The following is a 17056-nucleotide window of genomic DNA, read 5'->3' as shown; positions in this document are numbered from 1 at the left end:
TTACGGAAGCGCCACCCGGTTTGTCGAGACGTCGGGCGAACAAGGCCTGATCTAGACGCTTGCCACACCCTCGACCGGCCCGAAAATGTCCATGAAACTGGCGCGCAGAGCATAGTCCGCTTCGTCCATCGTCACCGGCAGCCCCAGATCGACTAGGCTGGTCACGCCGTGTTCGGAAATGCCGCACGGCACGATGCCGGTAAAATGCGACAGGTCCGGCTCGACGTTCAGGCTAATGCCGTGGAAGCTGACCCAGCGACGCAGCTTGATGCCGATGGCCGCGATCTTGTCTTCCGGCGGTGGGGATACCCCCCGGTCGCGGCGCTCGACCCACACGCCGACGCGGCCGTCGCGGATATGGCCTTCGACATTGAACCGCCACAGGGTGTCGATGACCCAGGTTTCCAGCGCTTTCACAAACGCCCGGATGTCCTTGGTGCGGCGGTTGAGGTCCAGCATCACATAGATCACGCGCTGGCCCGGCCCGTGATAGGTGAATTGCCCACCGCGTGCGCTGTCGAACACCTCGAACCGGTCGGGCGTCAGCAGATCTTCGCGCTTGGCCGACACGCCCGCCGTATAGAGCGGCGGATGCTCGAGGAGCCAGATCAGTTCCGGCGCTTCGCCTTTTTGGATGGCCTCGACGCGCTGTTCCATGAAGGCCACCGCGTCCGGATAGGCGACGGGAGCCGCCTCGACGCGCCATTCGGGCAGGCCACGTTCCGGGTCGCGCAAGAAAAAGTCGGGGAGGGCGTCCGCATTTAGGGTGTCGTTAAGCATGTTTGGTCATTTTGAAGCGATAAGGGTGTTTCATAGCCCTATATGGTGAGTTTAGGGGCTTTAGTCGAGCGTGTCAGCCAATCAGGTCAATTCCGTACCGGTAGAAATCTCGGTGCTTCTGGGGCGTTCGGTCCTGCCGATGCAGCAATTGCTGCGCATGGGCCGCGGCGCGGTGATTCCGCTCGACGCGCGTGAGCATGACGAGGTGTGGATTCTGGCCAACAACCACCCCGTGGCGCGCGGCGAAATCCAGATTTTCGAAGAGAAGATCTCGATCGTGGTGACCCGCCCGGCCAATGTCTACGACTATATGGCACTGGGCAACTAGCCGTATTTGACGACCGCCGTCATTTGATATAAATCAGACCCGTCGCGAAAAACGACTGCCGATATATTCCGGCGGTCAAGCACACGCCGCACCGTTTTTGAACGGTCGCGGTCAGCGTCTCCCCTGAATCCATGGTGAGTTGTCGCGCTTGGTCGCGTCGTCGGCTCGCCTTGACCGGAGCGCGTCATGAAACGTCCCCTTATCGTTATTTTCACGGCTATTGTCCTCGATGCCGTCGGCATAGGCCTCATCTTTCCCATCCTGCCCTCGCTGCTGCGTGAGGTCACCCACACGCAGGACGTGGCGCCTTACATAGGCGCCCTGACGGCCCTCTATGCGGTGATGCAGTTCATCTTCGCGCCGGTACTGGGCGCGCTCAGCGACCGGTTGGGTCGCCGTCCGGTCCTGTTGCTGTCGCTCGGCGGGGCGGCCATCAACTACCTGTTTCTGGCGTTCGCGCCCAACCTGTGGATGCTGGTGCTGGGCCGCGCCATCGCCGGCCTGACCAGCGCCAATGTCGCGGTGGCCAGCGCCTATATCACCGACATTTCGCCGGAGGATAAACGCGCCCGCCGCTTCGGCCTGTTCAACGCCATGTTCGGTATAGGCTTTATCCTCGGCCCGGTGCTGGGGGGCGCTCTGGGCGATTACGGGTTGCGGCTGCCGTTTATGGCGGCGACGGTGCTGAACCTGTGCAACCTTCTGCTGGCCTTTTTCAGTCTGCCGGAATCACGACCTCCGACGCGGGGCAAGATCGATTTGGTGTCGCTCAATCCGTTGCGCCCCCTGCGCTGGGCCTTTTCCCTCAAAAGCCTGTGGCCTGTTCTGGCGCTCTTTTTCATCTTCAGCGCGACCGGCGAGGCCTATGGTATCTGCTGGGCCTTGTGGGGCCATGACGCCTTTCAGTGGAACGGGCTGTGGATCGGGCTGTCGCTCGGTACGTTCGGTGTCTGTCAGGCGGCGGCACAGGCGTTCCTGCCCGGACCGGCGGTGAAATGGTTGGGCGAACGCGGCGCGATCCTGACGGGTATAGCGGGTGTCTGCACGGCCTTGACGGTGATGGCCTTCGCCCGGCAAGGCTGGATGGTGTTCGCGATCATGCCGGTATTTGCCTTGGGCGGCATCGGCGTCCCGGCGCTGCAATCCCTGGCGACACGTCAGGTCGATGACAAATTGCAGGGTCAGTTTCAGGGCGTGCTGGCCTCCACGGTCAGTCTGGCGTCGATCGTGGCGCCGCTGGTCTTTTCCAGCGTCTATTTCGCGGTCGGATCGCATTGGCCCGGTGCGATCTGGCTCACGGTAGCCTGTGTTTACGCCTTGACGGTACCTTTGGTGCTCGGCCTGCGCTTCAAGCCATCCGCCGTACGGACATAGGCCTATTTTCGCAAATTTCGGGGATAAAGCGCATTTGCCGCTTCACAAACCCCTCAGGGCTTGCTAAGTGGCGCGCCTTCCGGTGTGTGCGGTCATGGCGGAATTGGTAGACGCGCAGCGTTGAGGTCGCTGTATCGCAAGATGTGGAAGTTCGAGTCTTCTTGACCGCACCAATCGGATCAAAAAAGGTTTTGAGGCCAGCCCTCGAAACCTTTTTTTGTGCCTGATAGGCGCAGGCCCGAAAAGGCTTGCAAACATTAGGGATTCGGGCACATTCCTGCATCATTCGAAGCGATTATTTCATCCGGTTCATTTCAGCGTCTATTTCAGTGTTTCAGGGGAGGCGGATCATGGTCAAAAAACCCGAAGCCGAACTGGATACGCTGGCCACGCCCGCCGATGAAATGCAGGGCTCGCTGAAGGCTCTGGCCGAAGCCGTCGCCAAGGAAACCTCACGCGAAGCCGCTGAAGACAGCGACCTGCCGGAACTGAATACGCCCGAGCAGATCGAGGATTTCGCGCTTCAGGACGACTACGCGCTCAATCCGCAATATATCGAGCTGGTCATCGACGCCGCTGATCGCAATGACGGGATGCGCCTGCGCGAACTGCTCGACGCGCTGCACCCCGCCGATGTCGCCGACCTGATGGGCTTCCTGTCCGAGGATTACCGCGAGCAGGTCATTCCGTGGATTCCCGCCGACGCCCTGGCCGACATCCTGTCCGAACTGGACGAAGGCATCCGCGAAGAGGTCGTCGAGACCCTGCGACCGGTCGATCTGGCCGAGGTGCTTCAGGAACTCGATTCCGACGATGCCGCTGCGGTGTTCGAGGACATGGAGGCCGATCAGCAGAAAGCCGTTCTGGCGGCGATGGACCCCGAGGACCGCGAGGCGATGGTCACGTCGCTGGCCTTCGAGGAGGAGACCGCCGGGCGCCTGATGCAGCGCGAGGTCGTGGCCGCGCCCGACTTCTGGGACGTCGGCCACACCATCGAGCATATGCGCGCCCACGGCGACGACCTGCCGGAATTGTTCTTCGATGTCTATGTCATCAGCCCGACGCACAAGCCTGTAGGGGCGGTGCCGGTGTCGCTGCTGATGCGCAGTCCGCGCGCAACGCCCCTGTCGGCGATCATGGAGCCGATCACCGAAATCGAAGTCGGCATGGATCAGGAAGAGGTCGCCTATATCTTCGAGAAATACCACCTGATCTCGGCCCCGGTCGTCGATGCCGGTGGACGTCTCGTGGGGCAGATCACGGTCGATGACATCGTCAACATCATTCAGGAAGAAAACCGCGAGGACATTCTGGCGCTGGCCGGCGTGTCGGACGACGAAGGTCGCGATTCCAGCGTCTTCGACGTGGTGCGGTCGCGCCTGCCGTGGCTGTGCGTCAACCTGTTGACGGCCTTCATGGCCTCGTCGCTGATCTCGGTCTTTTCAAACGAAATCGAAAAGCTGGTGGCGCTGGCTGTCCTCATGCCGATGGTCGCCTCGATCGGCGGCAATTCCGGCACGCAGGCCCTGACCGTGTCGGTGCGCGCCCTGTCGTCGCGCGAACTGACCACCGCCAACGCCCTGCGTACCGTCTGGCGCGAGGTCCGCGTCGGCTGGTTCAACGGGTCGGTGATCGCCGCTATTCTGGGGGTCGTGGCCGGTCTGGTGTTCAGCAGCCCGATGCTGGGGATCACGATCGCTCTGGCCGTGATGATCAACCTGACGGCGGCGGCTCTGGCCGGGACTCTGGTGCCGCTGACCCTGTCGAAACTGGACCGCGATCCGGCCGCGGCCTCGCCGATTTTCGTGACCATGGTTACCGATTGCGTCGGTTTTTTCAGTTTCCTGGGGCTGGCCGCGATAATTCTGTTGTAAAATTAACGGACCGTGTGAAATGCTGCACGTGCGGGGTTAATCTCTTCTCTTAAGCTTAACGGATCGGATGTAAATCTGACCGGGCTGGGTGGAAGATCGTCGGCAGGATTATTAGCGTGAGGCGCGAATCTTGCTCGGGGATTGACCTAACCTCGCAGGTAGTGCCGTTTTGGGTCAGGAAGAGTTGATGAGAGCGCGACAAAAAGTCTCCCGCGCCGGAGTCGAGCTGATCAAGAGTTTTGAAGGGCTGCGTCAGCAGGCCTCGCAGTTGCCCGACGGCCGCTGGATGATTGGCTATGGCCACACCTTTTCCGCCCGTGAAGGCGCCCGCGTCTCGCCCGAAGACGCCGACGCCCTGCTGCGCTTCGATCTGCTGCCCATCGTCGATGGCGTCAACAATCTGGCCGTCACGCCGCTGAATCAGAATCAGTTCGATGCGCTGGTCTCTTTTTGCTTCAATGTGGGACTTGAGCATTTCGCGACCTCTGACGTCCTGCGTCGGGTCAATGAGGGCCGCGCGACCGAGGCCGCCCAGGCGCTCGACAACTGGACCAGCGCCGATTTCAACGGGCAGACCTATGTGCTGGCGCCGCTGATCCGCCGCCGCGCCGCCGAAAAGAGCCTGTTCCTCACGCCGGACGACAACGGTATCGAACTGGACGGCAACCTGATGCCGCAGGGGATGACGATCCGTTCCCCGGAAGCGCCCGTGGTCGTGGCCCCTTCCGTGGTGGCCCCGGTCCCGGTACCGGACGTACCGAAACCCGCACCGTTCAAGCCGACCATCGTCCGCGTGGCCGATATTGCTGCCACACCGGCCCCCTCGGCAGCGTCCGGTCTCGACGCGCAGGCTGCTCTGCTCAAGGCCGAGCAGGAAGCCCGCATTCAGGAAGAGTTCCGTCGGCTGGAATCCGTGCGCGTCGCCGAGGAGCAGAAGCGCGAAGAGGATCGCCGCGCCGCCGAGGCCCAGCGCCGGGCCGAGGAAGCCCGTCGTCTGGAGGAGGCGCGCCGCGCCGAAGAGCAGCGTCTGGCCGACGAGGCGCGCGCCCGCGAGGACGCCCGTCTGCGCGAGGAGGCCCGCCGTATCGAGACCATCCGCGCCCAGGAAGAGGCGCGCATCCGCGAAGAGAACCGCCTGCGCGACGAACTGCGTCAGGAAGCCCTGCTGCGTGAGGAAGCCCGCATCCGCGAGGAGGTTCGTCAGCGCGAGGAGGTCCGTCTGCGGGAAGAGGCGCGGCTGCGTGACGAGGCCGTGCGTCAGGAAACCCTGCTGCGCGAAGAGGCCATGCGTCAGGCTCAGGCTCTGGCGTCGGCCCGCGTCGCCGAGGAAGCGCGTCTGGCCGAGTTCCGTCGCCTCGAAGAGGCGCGTCTGGAGCAGCAACGCCTTGAGCAGCAGCGGCTGGAGCGCCAGCGCCTCGACGACGAGGCCCGCCGTCTGGAGGAAACGGCCCGCTTGGAACGTGCGCGCCTTGAGAGCGAAAGGCTGGAGCGCGAGCATCAGGCCAGACTTGAGACCGCCAGACTTGAAGCGGCGCGATTGGAAGCCGCCCGTCTTGAAGCCGCCCGTCTTGAAGCCGCCCGTTTTGAAACAGAACGCGCGGAACAGGCGCGGCTTGAGGCTGCCAAAATCGAATCTGCCAGAATCGAATCTGCCAGACTTGAAGCCGAGCGTCTGGAGAAAGAACGCGCCGAGGCAGTTCAGGCCCAAGCCGTTCAGGCAAAGGCTGAGGCCGACCGTCTGGAACAGGTACGGCAGGAAGAGGCGCGCCGCACAGCGGAAACGGAGGCTCAGGCCGGAGCCGACGCCGACGCCAAGACCGCAACGCCAGCGCCCGATGCCGACGAGGCGGCGCGCAAGGCCGAAGAAATCCGCAAGGCCGAAGCCGCCGCCGCCCTGATGCGGCTCTATTCGCCCTATGCCAGCATGGGGCCGCTGGTCAAACCGAAGCCACAACCACCTGTCGCACCGCCGCAACCGGTGACGCCGCCTGCCCCGGCGTTTGAAATCTCGTCGAAGCCGCAGCCCGACGTCAAACCGGAGCCCGCGCCAGAGGCTAAACATGAGGCCAAACCTGAGGCCAAACCTGAGGTCAAGGCCGAGCCCGCCGAACCGGAAGCTGTCGAGGACGCGCCGCAAGTCCTGCGCCTGCACCACAAGATCGAATCCGGCGTAAGGCCCAACCCTTCGTTAATGGCCCCGCCGACCGTCGTGGCCGCGCCGCCGGTCGCACCCAAAGTCGAAATGCCTCAGCCGCAACACGCCGCGTCGTCCGAGCGCCCGGTCCACTGGCGCGAGCAATTGCAACACCCGGTATCCGGTGCGGGGGCTGACGATTCCCTGAGCTTGGGCCACCACCACACGGCACACGGTTCGGCGGCGCTGGCGACGGCGCCGGTTGCGCCGCCGGCCGCTCTCCCGGCGGACGAGTTCGACGACGAAGACGACTGGGTCGGCGACGACGGCCGCATCGCGGTCTCCGCCGAGGAAGCTCAGGCCAACGAGCGCAGCCTTTGGCAGATGATCGCCTCGACCCTGCAATGGATATTCATCTCGATCATCGGTCTGGCGGCGCTGGGCGGCGCGGCGGGGGCCTATCAGAAGTCGCTCGACGACCTGACGCAGCGCATGGGCAATGCCGAGTTCTTCACCACCATGTCGATCGCTCTGGCGATTGTGGGTATCTTCTGCGTCTGCGTGTCGGTGTGGCTGATCTTCCGCCGTCTGGGCGGTTTGAAGGATTAATCTCCCTTCTACAATGAAACTCCCTCCTCCCTACGCAGTGGGGAGGTGGCGCTGAGCGTAGCGAAGTGACGGAGGGGGCGCGAAGCGCTAACCAAGGTCGCAGCCTGTATAAACGTTCGGAGTCATCCCCCTCCGTCATTTTCGCTAACGCTCAAATGCCACCTCCCCACTGCGTAGGGAGGAGGGCGTTCTTACATCTTCGGAACGGGCTTGTTGCCCAGTTTCATAGGCTTCGACACCACGCGGCCTGTATTCTTCAACCCATATTTCGGCTTTTCGAACTTCGGCGGCGTGATGAAGCTGTCGTCCGGTGTAAAGGCCGGTATGTTCGGATGCAGGCTGACCCCCAGCTTACGCAACTGTGTCACCGGGTGCTCCAGCTTGGCGAGGCTGTCCACCGTCGTCTGATAACCCGACTCGACCGCCAGATCGTAGGCATACCAGTCGCGGATTTCGACGCCTTCGGGTTCGGGGATGATCAAAAGATCGCTGGCCAGACGGCTCTGCTCCAGATCGGCGGCGGTGGTGATCGTCGCCGAGCGCATCAGGATCGAGACGATCGGCGGCCCCTTGCGCCAGTCGCCTTTGAGGAACCAGGTCGGCAGGCTTTTCGGCACCTCTACCGTTTTCGGATCGATGCCCTTGGCGCGGGTCACATCGACGCCGATGACGGTCCCCAGATGCGTATTGCGCATCATCAGGGCCGGGAAGGAACGCATCACCGCCCCGTCGACCAGCACCTGACCCTCCTCGATGACCGGCGGCATGATCCCCGGCAGCGAGATCGAGGCGCGCAGGGCCTGACGCATCAGACCGCCCTTGTGAACCTTGATCGTGCCTGAGGTCAGGTTCGACGACAGGCAGAAGAAGGGCAGGGGCAGGTCTTCGATCAGGACCTCGCCAAAATACTTCGTCAGCCGTTCGTCGACCTTCTTGCCGCCCGTAAGGGCCAGAAACGGGAAGGTGATGTCGTCCAGTGGCGAGGAATCGACGAAGGCCGCCCGGATATTCTCGTCGATTTCGGCCTCGGACCATTCCTGCGCTACGCAGGCGCCGACGATACCGCCCATCGACGAGCCGCAGACGAAATCGATGGGGATATGCGCCTCGCGCAGCGCCTGCACCGCGCCGATGTGCGAAAAGGCCCGCGCCCCGCCGCCTGAAAAGACGATGCCGATCGAATGGCCGGTGACGATGCGGGCGATGCGCGCCGCGTCCTGCACCGAATGATCGCCGACGTGGAACCAGCGTGCCGGGCGGAAGGTGTCGATCCAGCTCTTGGTGTGGGCGATGATCTTGCGGCCATCGGATTCCTGCGCCTGAATGAGGATCAGGTCCGGCGCCCGTTGCAGCCCCAGCGGGTCGAGCATCTGCGAGTCTTCGGGGCTGAGCGTACCCGTCGGCGTCTCAGGTGTTTCACGCGCCGAATGATCGCGCGCGTCGGCGATCCAGAAGGTGTGATCGACCTGCCGCGAACTGAGCAGCCGCCAGTGGCTTTCCGGTTTTTCGGCGACGTAAAGGACGTAGTCGTTCTCGGCCTCGGCCTTGGAGAAGGTGTCGAAGGTGGAACCGTGATTGTCCTTGTCGAAGATCGCCACGCTGTAACCCAGAGTGCGGATATGCCCGGCGATCTTATCGACCAGAGGCCGCACAAGGATGTCATTGAGCGCGAAAAAGGCGAAGACATTCGGGGTGTTGTGGCGGCGTCCTTCGCGCGGCGTCCCTTCGCGGGCGCGTTGGATCATCTGCTTCGACAGGGCCAGCAGCACGTCCGGCGCGGTCTCGATGGCGCGCAGGAAGGCCTCCTTCGGCAATACCATCAGCTCGCAGTCGCGCAGCGCGATCAGGGTCGAGGTGTGCGGCGTCCCGGCGATCAGCGACATCTCGCCGGCGGGTTCACCGGGCTTGATGATGCCGATCAGGTGCAGGCCCTGCTGATCGTCGTCATGGCGGAAGACGCCCAGACGACCTGAGCGCAGTAAATAGAGGTGGTCGGACTCGTCTCCGGCGCTGAACAGGCGGCTGCCGCCGGACAGGGTGATCCAGCTTGCCTCTTCGAGCGTCGAAGAGGTGTTGAATAGCTTGGCGAGGGCGGTTTCCAGCGTGTCGGCCATGAGGGCGGGCCTTGATTCTTATGGTTACGGTTAATAGATAGTGTCCTCTACAATGCCTGCCAATGTCTTAAGTGCAAGTGGCGGTAATATGTTCCCGAAAGTTGAAGTAAGATGAGCGTCAATCTGGTCAAGCTGTGCGTGGGTGCCGATACGGTCGAAGACCTGCTGAGCTGGGAGGCGGGCCACGCCACGCGCACCATCCACACGCGCCAGACGCCTAAACGCGCCGAGGAACTGCTCGACGGCGGCTCGCTGTTCTGGGTCATCAAGGGGGTGATTCTGGTCCGCCGCCCGATCCTCAGTATCGAGACGGCCGAGGGCGCTATCCCTCAATGCCTGATCACGGTCTCGACGCAGCATATCCTGACCGAACCGCATCCGCGCCGCGCCTTTCAGGGCTGGCGCTATCTGGAGGCCAAGGATTCGCCGAAAGACCTGGTTATGGGCGACAACGGCGCGGAATTGCCGCCGGAACTAGTCAATGCCCTGCGCGAGGCAGGCGCGTGGTGAGGTAACGGGCAAAAAAAAGCGGCCCGTACGCTAACGGGCCGCATGAGTTTACCTTCCTATAGGGGAATTAGTACGCAGAAGGTATGGCAGATGCCGAGGCGGAAACCTTGGTTTTTTTCTCGGCGAATACTGGCGAAATATTGGTTTTTATTGAATTTATCCCTGTTGGTTCTGCGCTTTTCTTTTTTGGGTTGCAGATACCGTATTGTCTTCGATGTTTACTCTATCAGCTTGATGACCTATAGAAAAATACGAAATATCAGCGTATCTATTGAAAAAATCTATACAACATGGAGCCCTCATGGACCGCAGCCTGCTGCAATTTCTGTCGGTCGCCGACGCCGGTTCCCTTAGCCTGGCCGCCGAACGCCTGCGGGTGACCCAGCCGACCCTGACCTTCAACCTCAAGAAGCTGGAAACCTCGCTGGGTGTCGAGCTTTTCGAGCGCACGCCGCGCGGTATGCGGCTGACCTCCTACGGCCAGACGCTCTACGAGCACGGTATCGTCATGAAGCGCCTGCACGACAACGCCCTGACCTCGATCGAGCGTCAACGCAAGGATATGGACTACGGTCTGAGCCTCGGTTCGGGCTACACGGCCTGGACGGCGTTCCTGCGAGGGTTCATTTTCGATTACCGGGCGGAGCATCCCGACGTCGCCATTCATGTGAGCATCGGCAATGTCCTGCGTCTGCTGGACCAGCTTCTGGCGGGGGATATCGTCGCCTTCGTCGGGCACAAGATTCCTGACCTCGACCCCAGTCTGGGGACGGACTTTTCACCGGTAGGCCACTTGCGCGACGGCTATTTCGTCCGCGCCGGACACCCGCTGCTGGGTCAGGTCCGGACGCTGGCCGAAATGAGAGCCTATCCCTCGACGCTCGCCTTTCCCAAGGAAAGCCACCAGCGGCGCTTTTCCAACTCGGTGTTTACGGGCGGCACGGTGGGAAAGGCTTTTACCTCGGATTCGCTGGAAGCCTGTCTGGACTACGTCAAACAGACCGACGCGGTGCTTCAGCACGGCGACCTGATGGCGGGAGAGTTTGCCCGGATAGGAGTTCATCAGGTTCGCTTGGTGCAGGACGACATGTCGGACCCGGTGCGCATGGGGGTCTATTCGTTGACGGAACGCAGCACCGACCCGCGGGCTCAGGCCCTGATCACCGAGTTCAAACGCCGCGCGGCGCAGGCCTACGGGCGGGGAGAGGGATCTGCGTGAGGCGACAACACGATCGTACCGCCCTGTATCGATTCGTGACGGTGAAGGGCTTGCCGTCAGTAAAATTATGTGAAAATTTGTTTTAAATTTGGTAGTTAAAATTACCAAATGTCGCCTGATCGGCACGCCACAAATTGCAGATATTTTTCACCGGCAATAATCAGCACGGCTTAATATTGTCTCATAAAAACACATTTTTCTGACAGCGCTATCATTTTATATTCATGTAAATTATTGAAATATATAATTTATATTTAATTTTGGGCGACCATGTCTCTGGAATTTCGTGTGATTTGTGTCACATTTTTTACTTTCAAATTAGAAAATTGTTTCCTCATTTAAAAACATCATTGTTCAATGCGTGTGGTAGCGTTATCATTTTGATGGGTGAGCGATAGGCCTTTTTAGAAAAAAGTCCTCCCGGTCTCATTCAGCCCGGTGAGTGTGTGTGGTGTCAAAATACCAAATTCCGCATCGCTCCGAGTTTCCTATGCACTACGCAGGTACTTCAAAAATAAAAAGCGGACGTCACGTCCCAGGAGAGGAACAATGAGAGAGTTTTCGTCGCGGCGTTTCGCGACATACCTCATGGCGAGCACAGGCCTGGCCATGATAGCGCTAACGGCGGCTCCGGTCGCCGCGCAACAAGCCGCTCCGGCGTCCGGCGACAATATCGAAACCGTCGTCATCGTAGGTACGCGCGCGTCCCAGCAGTCGGCCATCGATCGCAAGAAGAAGGCCAAGACGGCGACCGACTCGATCGTCGCCGACGATGTCGGTTCGTTCCCCGACCGCAACCTGGCCGAAGCCCTGTCCCGTATCGCGGGCGTGAGTCTGGCGCGCGGCGAAAGCGGCGAGGGCGAGCAGATTACCCTGCGCGGTAACACGGCAGACCTGACCCGTGTTGAACTCGATGGCATGTCCGCCGCCACATCGGGTTACGATCTGGCCTATGGCAACCCGTCCGGTCGCGGTGCCGACCTGCGCGAATTGCCTGCCGACCTGATCAAGAGTGTCGATGTCGTCAAGGGGGCAACCCCGGATCAGACCGAAGGCGGTCTGGGCGGAACGGTCTCGATCCAGACCCGGACCGGTCTGGACTTCAAGAAGCCGTTTTTCCAGATCCGAGTGGCGGGTGAACGCAACTCGATGAACGAAAAGATAGTTCCCGACATCGGTATCGTGGCATCGCGCAAATTCTTCGAGGGTCGGCTGGGGGTCGTTTTCAATCTCTCGACGCGCAAGACGTACAACGAAAGCCATCAGACCAGCATGGACAATTTCGATCAGGGCTATTACCGCCTGGTCGATTTCGATGGCTCACCGGAAAAGACTTTTCAGTTCAACCCCTCGACCGTTTCGGGTTCGGCAGCCACCCTGCCGGTCGGCAGCTATGATCTGGCGGTTGGCGGCACCGCGAAATTCCTGACCAATACGCCGCTGGATATCGTCACCCGGTCGGCCAATGCCAAGACCAAGGCCGACTGTCTGGCCGCGTTTCCGCTCTATACCGAAGCCCAGCTTAATACGATCACGGGTGCCAATAGCAACAACAGCCGCCGCGACGCGCAAACGATCCGTATTCAGGAACAATTCACCTGCCTGAGCCAGTGGAACGACTATTCGCCGTCGAACCTGCGTGAGGCTCTGCAAAAGCAGTACGAGGACCGACAATCCTGGGATATCCGGTTCGATTTCCGGGTAAATGATAAGCTGACCGTCTTCGCGAAGTATCAGAAGACCGATCGTAAAATGCAGGATATCCGCGCCAACCGCTCGCGCGGCAATATCGATATCGATCCCAATTCGCGCGGCGGCGATGCGTTTGCGACCAACCTTTTCACTCTGGTGGGCAATACGACCTTCCCGGTCAACTCATCGGACTTCATTACACCCACCGCCGGGAACGGCTATTATCTGTACAATCCGACGCAACTGTCCGGTTATCGGCAACTGGATAACACTGCCGGTTCGGTGACGACCAACAACGCGTTCCCGATCTACGGTCAGGCGATCAATATTGTGCCCGGTTCCATCAAAATGGATTCCGCTCACCACGTCACCGCGCTGACGCTGGGGCGCGCCGAGTATAATCTCGACCAAATCTACAATGATCAGATCTGGGATACCTCTTACATTCAGGCCGGCGGTACCTATAAGGACGGCCCGCTTCTGATCGAATTCATGGGCAGCAAACAGGACGCAGAATATACGCGTTACGACTATCGGGCATCGATCAAGACTTTCTACACCGGGGCGGAGATGTTCGCCACGCCGACCGGTACGTGGGATATCAAGCTTCCGGCGTCGTTCAATCCCAACGATTTGACGCAATTCATGCCGCTCAACCCGGCCACCGGGTCAACGGCGTCGCAACTGGCTCAATACTCGGACTCTATCAGCCTGGGCTTCGGGCCGCGTCTGGTTGAGACCGGTGAAACCCAGGGCAAGATCGACCTGACCTATCAGATGCCGGACTTTCCGGTCCTGAAGCGCTTCAAGGCCGGTATTCAGTACCGCAAGATCGACAATCAGCTGTGGCGCGGCGACGGATATTTGCCGAGCCTGATGGTCGGCGTACCGACGCAAAACCTCCGGTCGACGGTTCGCGCCTGTGAAAATCAGGCGACGACGACAGCCGCAAACCGATGCGTCTACGGCTATGTGCCGAATGCGATGTACAATCTGACCAGCGGCGTTCCGTCCTCGGCCCGTACGGACTGGATGCACGGGGTGGAAACGCTTCCGCGCGCCGATTTGATCAAGATACTTCAGAACAGCATCCTGCCTATGGAGGGTGCCTTCTTCCCGGGTTACGACGGTGTTCAGGGAATGTCGCAGTGGAATACCCTCGATATACCCAAGCTGTATTCGCAACTGGCCTCGGCACAGAACTATAATACCAACTGCCTGAAGGTGTGTAAGGGCACAGATGGCAACCTCTATGCCATGCCGACCAACTTCTCGTCGGAAGAGGTTACGGCCGCCTACTACATGTTCGATTTCGAACAACCCCTGCCGTTCAATATGACGTTCGAAGGCAATTTCGGCGTCCGGGCGGTTAATTCGAAGGTGGCCGGCAGCGGTTTCACGTCGATCAGTTCCGTGCGTAAAATCACCGGCACCGGCGACCCCCTGAAGGATTGGAACGCGGCGGAAGGCTATGGTCGTGTTCAGACGACGACCATCACCAAGCCGATCGCCGTCGAACGCGAATATACCGACTGGTTGCCGAGCTATAACGCCGCGCTCTGGGCCATTCCCGACAAGGTCGTTCTGCGCTATAACTGGTCGAAAACCATCTCGCGCGCGGGCGTCAGCTACCTGTTCCCGGCGGGCACCTGTACGGTGGATCAGCGGATCGAAGACCGGATTGTCGCCGGTGAAGATCTTGATCAGACCTGCGGCGATTTCGGTAACCCCGATCTGAAGCCTTACACGGCAACCAAGAACAACACCGCGATCGAATGGTATATCAACAGGGACACCTTCGTGTCGCTGGCCTATTACCGTCAGAAGATCAAGATCGGCTCGCCGACGCGTAAGATCATGGTCGATCAGCCGGTGTTCGCCGGAAGCGGTGAAGTCGATCCGGTGTCGGGAAAGCCCCTGTCGGATTTCACCTTTACCTACAACACCTGGATCAATCAGCCGGGCACCACGCAGGCGGGCTGGGAGTTCTCCTCGAAAGCGGCCCTGACCTTCCTGCCGTGGCGTCTCCGTTACATGGGCGTCGATCTGAACTATTCGACCAACAAGGCGTCGGGCGGCGGCTATCAGGACCTGATCTCCGGCCAGAATCTGGGGCCATCGGGACGGCCCGAATATTTCGGCAACCTGTCGATCTGGTACGACGACGGCAAGACCAATGCGAAACTGGCCTATCAGGTCCGCTCGCAGGTTCTGGAATGTATCGCCTCGTGCGACGCCAACCGTCTGCCGACCTATGCCTACCCGAACTCGAACCCGCGGACCTTTGTCAGCCTGCCCTACAATCCCGGCGAAGCCTACTATAACGCCGAGAACGCCTATCTGGATGCCAAGATCACGCACAAATTCAAGCCGAACGTCGAGGTGTATTTCGAGGCGACGAATGTCCTGAAAGAAGCCAGCGTTCGTGTAGGCCCGACCCGTGGTCTGGCCGCCGTTCCGGAAACGCCCTGGCAGGTGGTCTATGGCGGCCGCAAGATGCGTCTCGGCGTCATCTACAAGCTGCAATAGTCGCTGTTCCGCCGTCGCGAACTCCCCGCGACGGCGGTCACGATACCCAGCGCCTTTTCATGTGCATCATCCCGATATGAAAAGGCGAAACTACAGGGCGGCCGCGTGAGTGGCCGTCCTTTTTTGCGTTGATGGCCGCGTGATCAACATCGGTTTAGACGTGTACTATCGTCAGTCCTGACTACCCGCCCGGGTGCAGACCCGGCGCTTCCTGACCGGTGCGGGCGACGTATTCCGTATAGCCGCCGCCATATTGATGCACGCCGTCAGGCGTCAGTTCCAGCACCCGGTTCGACAGTGCCCCCAGGAAATGGCGGTCGTGCGAGACGAACAGCATGGTCCCTTCGAAATCGGCCAGCGCCGCGACCAGCATTTCCTTGGTCACCATATCGAGGTGGTTGGTCGGTTCGTCCAGCACCAAGAGGTTCGGCGGATCGAACAGCATCCGCGCCATGACCAGACGCGCCTTTTCACCGCCGGACAGCACGCGGCACGGTTTTTCGACATCGTCGCCGGAGAAGCCGAAGCACCCGGCCAGCGTCCTTAGCGCGCCTTGCGGGGCCTGCGGGAACGCGCCTTCCAGCGATTCGAAGATCGTCTCTTCGCCGTCGAGCAGGTCCATCGAGTGCTGGGCAAAATAGCCCATCTTCACGCTCGCGCCCACGGTGACCGTGCCCTTGTCGGGTGTGGTGTCGCCAGCGACCAGCTTGAGCAGGGTCGACTTGCCCGCACCGTTGGCGCCCAGGATGCACCAGCGTTCCTTGCGCCGGACCTTGAAGTCCAGACCCGAATAGATCGACAGATCGCCATAGCCCTTATGGACGTCGCGCAGGTTCAGCACGTCGTCGCCGGAGCGTGGCGGGCTGCGGAATTCGAACTGCACCGCCTGACGGCGACGGGGGGCTTCGACGCGCTCGATCTTGTCGAGTTTTTTCACCCGGCTCTGGACCTGAGCGGCGTGGGAAGCGCGGGCCTTGAAGCGTTCGATGAACTTGATTTCCTTGGCCAGCATGGCCTGCTGACGCTCGAACTGCGCCTGACGCTGGGCTTCGGTAAGGGCGCGCTGCTGATCGTAGAAGTCGAGATCGCCCGAATAGGTGATCAGGGTGCCGCCGTCGATTTCGACGACCTTGCCGATAATGCGGTTCATGAAGGCGCGGTCGTGCGAGGTCATCAGCAGCGCGCCGTCGTAATTCTTGAGAAACGCCTCCAGCCAGATCAGGCTTTCGAGGTCGAGGTGGTTGGACGGTTCGTCGAGCAGCATCCCGTCGGGCCGCATCAGGAGAATCCGCGCCAGCGCCACGCGCATCTTCCAGCCGCCGGAGAGTAAGCCCACATCGCCGTCCATGCGTTCCTGCGAGAAGCTTAAGCCCGCCAGCACTTCGCGCGCGCGCGCTTCCAGCGCATAGCCGTCCAGTTCCTCGAAGCGAGCCTGTACGTCGCCATAGCGTTCGATAATGGAATCAAAGGCATCCAGCTGATCCGGGTCGGCCATGGCGGCTTCAAGCTCGGCCATCTCGGCGGCCAGCGCGCTGACCGGGCCGACGCCGTCCATCACGGCGGCGACCGCGCTTTGCCCCGACATTTCGCCGACTTCCTGACTGAAATAGCCGATGGTCATGCCGCTATCGATAGCGACCTGTCCGTCGTCGGGCTGTTCCTGACCGGTCATCATGCGGAACAGGGTCGTCTTGCCGGCGCCGTTCGGTCCGACAAGGCCGACCTTCTCGCCCTTCTGAATGCCCATCGAGGCGTCGATGAATAGGATCTGGTGGCCGTTCTGCTTGCTGATATTGTCGAGGCGGATCATAAGGAACTTACTATTGAAAACGAGGGACGCGGGAGGTTGCGCAGGCATCTACAATGGCGCGGCCGTTTAGGGAAGGGCCTTGC

General features: G+C 60.8%; 10 protein-coding genes and 1 tRNA gene. 8 read left to right on the top strand and 3 right to left on the bottom strand.

Translation table 11 applies throughout. From position 1 onward, the window contains the following. Positions 1–51 precede the first annotated feature (51 nt). A complete protein-coding gene (lipB, locus tag AEYBE204_RS26010; RefSeq protein WP_023461360.1) occupies positions 52–780 on the bottom strand; it encodes a lipoyl(octanoyl) transferase LipB in 729 nt (242 codons plus the stop codon). Positions 781–850: 70 nt separating this feature from the next. Here lipB and AEYBE204_RS26005 point away from each other — a divergent pair, with 70 nt between their 5' ends. The 5 genes from AEYBE204_RS26005 (at position 851) to AEYBE204_RS41020 (ending at position 7099) form a co-directional block, all read left to right on the top strand. Beyond that, on the top strand, positions 851–1108 hold the full coding sequence (locus AEYBE204_RS26005; RefSeq protein ID WP_023461359.1) for a FliM/FliN family flagellar motor switch protein: 258 nt from the start codon (positions 851–853) through the stop codon (positions 1106–1108). 186 nt (positions 1109–1294) lie between these two features. Continuing rightward, positions 1295–2482 carry a tetracycline resistance MFS efflux pump gene (locus tag AEYBE204_RS26000; RefSeq protein ID WP_023461357.1) on the top strand — a complete coding sequence of 396 codons (1188 nt, stop codon included), beginning with the start codon at positions 1295–1297 and terminating at the stop codon, positions 2480–2482. An 88-nt stretch (positions 2483–2570) separates the two neighbouring features. Continuing rightward, positions 2571–2655, top strand: a tRNA-Leu gene (locus AEYBE204_RS25995). Positions 2656–2832: 177 nt separating this feature from the next. Further along, positions 2833–4356: a magnesium transporter gene (gene mgtE / locus AEYBE204_RS25990; protein WP_023461356.1), complete on the top strand. Its 1524-nt coding sequence runs from the start codon at positions 2833–2835 to the stop codon at positions 4354–4356. Between the two features lie 187 nt (positions 4357–4543). Next, complete coding sequence (locus AEYBE204_RS41020) at positions 4544–7099, top strand: lysozyme (protein ID WP_023461355.1); 2556 nt, start codon at positions 4544–4546, stop codon at positions 7097–7099. Positions 7100–7290: 191 nt separating this feature from the next. Here AEYBE204_RS41020 and AEYBE204_RS25985 read toward each other — a convergent pair whose 3' ends face one another. Continuing rightward, positions 7291–9213: a patatin-like phospholipase family protein gene (locus tag AEYBE204_RS25985; protein WP_023461354.1), complete on the bottom strand. Its 1923-nt coding sequence runs from the start codon at positions 9211–9213 to the stop codon at positions 7291–7293. A gap of 111 nt (positions 9214–9324) precedes the next feature. On the opposite strand from AEYBE204_RS25985, the gene AEYBE204_RS25980 reads away from it, so the two are divergent. From AEYBE204_RS25980 to AEYBE204_RS25975, 3 genes are all read left to right on the top strand, one after another. Further along, a complete protein-coding gene (locus tag AEYBE204_RS25980) occupies positions 9325–9723 on the top strand; it encodes a DUF1489 family protein (protein WP_023461353.1) in 399 nt (132 codons plus the stop codon). A 301-nt stretch (positions 9724–10024) separates the two neighbouring features. Next, the gene (locus AEYBE204_RS39380; protein WP_023461352.1) at positions 10025–10942 is read left to right on the top strand and encodes a LysR family transcriptional regulator; all 918 of its coding nucleotides are present in this window, start codon (positions 10025–10027) and stop codon (positions 10940–10942) included. Between the two features lie 588 nt (positions 10943–11530). Next, positions 11531–15163 carry a TonB-dependent receptor gene (locus AEYBE204_RS25975; RefSeq protein ID WP_162148393.1) on the top strand — a complete coding sequence of 1211 codons (3633 nt, stop codon included), beginning with the start codon at positions 11531–11533 and terminating at the stop codon, positions 15161–15163. A 181-nt stretch (positions 15164–15344) separates the two neighbouring features. On the opposite strand, the gene AEYBE204_RS25970 is transcribed toward AEYBE204_RS25975, so the two are convergent. Beyond that, on the bottom strand, positions 15345–16973 hold the full coding sequence (locus AEYBE204_RS25970; RefSeq protein ID WP_023461350.1) for an ABC-F family ATP-binding cassette domain-containing protein: 1629 nt from the start codon (positions 16971–16973) through the stop codon (positions 15345–15347). Positions 16974–17056: the final 83 nt, after the last annotated feature.

Origin of the sequence: Asticcacaulis sp. YBE204 (assembly GCF_000495855.1) — a bacterium.
GTDB lineage: Bacteria > Pseudomonadota > Alphaproteobacteria > Caulobacterales > Caulobacteraceae > Asticcacaulis.
Note: the sequence above shows the minus strand (reverse complement) of the source record. Positions and strands in the feature narration are given on the sequence as shown.

Bases quoted from the DNA above. Each gene is read 5' to 3' on its own strand.
- lipB (WP_023461360.1), bottom strand. From the start codon at position 780: ATGCTTAACGACACCCTAAATGCGGACGCCCTCCCCGACTTTTTCTTG.
- AEYBE204_RS26000 (WP_023461357.1), top strand. From the start codon at position 1,295: ATGAAACGTCCCCTTATCGTTATTTTCACGGCTATTGTCCTCGATGCC.
- mgtE (WP_023461356.1), top strand. From the start codon at position 2,833: ATGGTCAAAAAACCCGAAGCCGAACTGGATACGCTGGCCACGCCCGCC.
- AEYBE204_RS41020 (WP_023461355.1), top strand. From the start codon at position 4,544: ATGAGAGCGCGACAAAAAGTCTCCCGCGCCGGAGTCGAGCTGATCAAG.
- AEYBE204_RS25985 (WP_023461354.1), bottom strand. From the start codon at position 9,213: ATGGCCGACACGCTGGAAACCGCCCTCGCCAAGCTATTCAACACCTCT.
- AEYBE204_RS25980 (WP_023461353.1), top strand. From the start codon at position 9,325: ATGAGCGTCAATCTGGTCAAGCTGTGCGTGGGTGCCGATACGGTCGAA.
- AEYBE204_RS39380 (WP_023461352.1), top strand. From the start codon at position 10,025: ATGGACCGCAGCCTGCTGCAATTTCTGTCGGTCGCCGACGCCGGTTCC.
- AEYBE204_RS25975 (WP_162148393.1), top strand. From the start codon at position 11,531: ATGGCGAGCACAGGCCTGGCCATGATAGCGCTAACGGCGGCTCCGGTC.
- AEYBE204_RS25970 (WP_023461350.1), bottom strand. From the start codon at position 16,973: ATGATCCGCCTCGACAATATCAGCAAGCAGAACGGCCACCAGATCCTA.